Raw genomic sequence first — 1,194 nt, forward strand, 5'->3', positions numbered from 1 at the left:
TTCGTTGAGCCAGGCCCGGTAGCGGTGCAGGAATCGGGTGTCGCGAATGGTGCCGCGTTCGATGAGTGAGATCTTGCTGATCGCGCAGTCGAGGGCGTCGGCGACCTCGGTGAGGCTGAGCCCGAGGCGTTTGCGTGCGGGGCGCAGATCGCTGCTGTCCGCGGCTGGCTGCGGGGTAGTGATGAGGTGGAATACCTCGCGGGCGATGGCGCGCTTGAGGCAGCGGAGGATGTCTTTCTTCGTCTTGCCTTCGGCGGTGCGGCGGGTCGCGTAGGCGCGGGTTTCGGGGTCTGTGGCCAGGCGCACGATCGCGATCTTGTGGAGTGCGGAGTTCGCGGCCCGGTCGCCGCCGCGGTTGAGTCGGTGACGTGTCGTTTTCCCCGAGGAGGCGGGCAAGGGCGAGGCACCGCAGAGCATCGCGAAAGCTGCCTCGGAGCGGAGCCGGTCGGGGTTGTCGCCTGCGGTGATCAGCAGCTGCGCGGCGGTCACAGTCGCGATCCCTCGGGCTTGCACGAGAGCCGGGTTCACTGTGTCGACGAGTTGTGCGAGGTCGGTGTCGTGACCGGCGATCTCAACATCGAGCTGCTGATAGCGGGCGGCGAGGCGCTTGAGTGCCGTGCGGGTCCTGGACGCGACCTCGTCGTCACCGACACGTGCACGGGAGCCTGTCAGGCGTGTGATCAAGCGGGTCGTGGTCAGGTCACGGAACTCGGTTCGGATGCTCTCAGGAGCAGTCACGATCAGCGATTTGAGTTGCACGATCACCTCGGTTCGTGCTTTCATCGCGCTGCGCCGGGCCGCGTTGGTGACCCGGATCGCTTCCACGATGCCGGTGCCGGTCTTCGCGGCCACGGTGTTGTTGTTCGCCAACGCGATGTGCGCGGCGGCGTAGGCATCGATCTCGTCGGATTTGCCGCGCATCCGCCGTGTCTGCCGTGCCGGGCGGATCACCTCGACGACCTCGATGCCCGCCTCATGCAAGTGCCGGGTCAAGCCCGCCCCGTACGAGTTCGTGCCCTCCACACCGGCGCGCAGCAGAGCCCCGTGGCAGGTGATGAAGCCCTCAAGCGCGCGGTAGCCGGCGTCGGTGGTGGGGAACTGGGCGGCGCTGAGGTGTTCCCCGGTGACGGAGATCACGGCCGCGTAGTGCGTGTCCTTGTGCGTGTCCACCCCCGCGACGATCAGAGACTGATC

Annotated in this window: 1 pseudogene; it reads right to left on the reverse strand. The window is 67.2% G+C overall.

What is annotated here, in order from left to right:
- Positions 1-162: 162 nt before the first annotated feature.
- Positions 163-1,185: pseudogene (locus E3T41_RS08370) on the reverse strand (IS110 family transposase); the annotation flags it as partial.
- Positions 1,186-1,194: the final 9 nt, after the last annotated feature.

The organism is Cryobacterium sp. Hh38, assembly GCF_004403235.1.
Lineage (GTDB): Bacteria > Actinomycetota > Actinomycetes > Actinomycetales > Microbacteriaceae > Cryobacterium > Cryobacterium levicorallinum.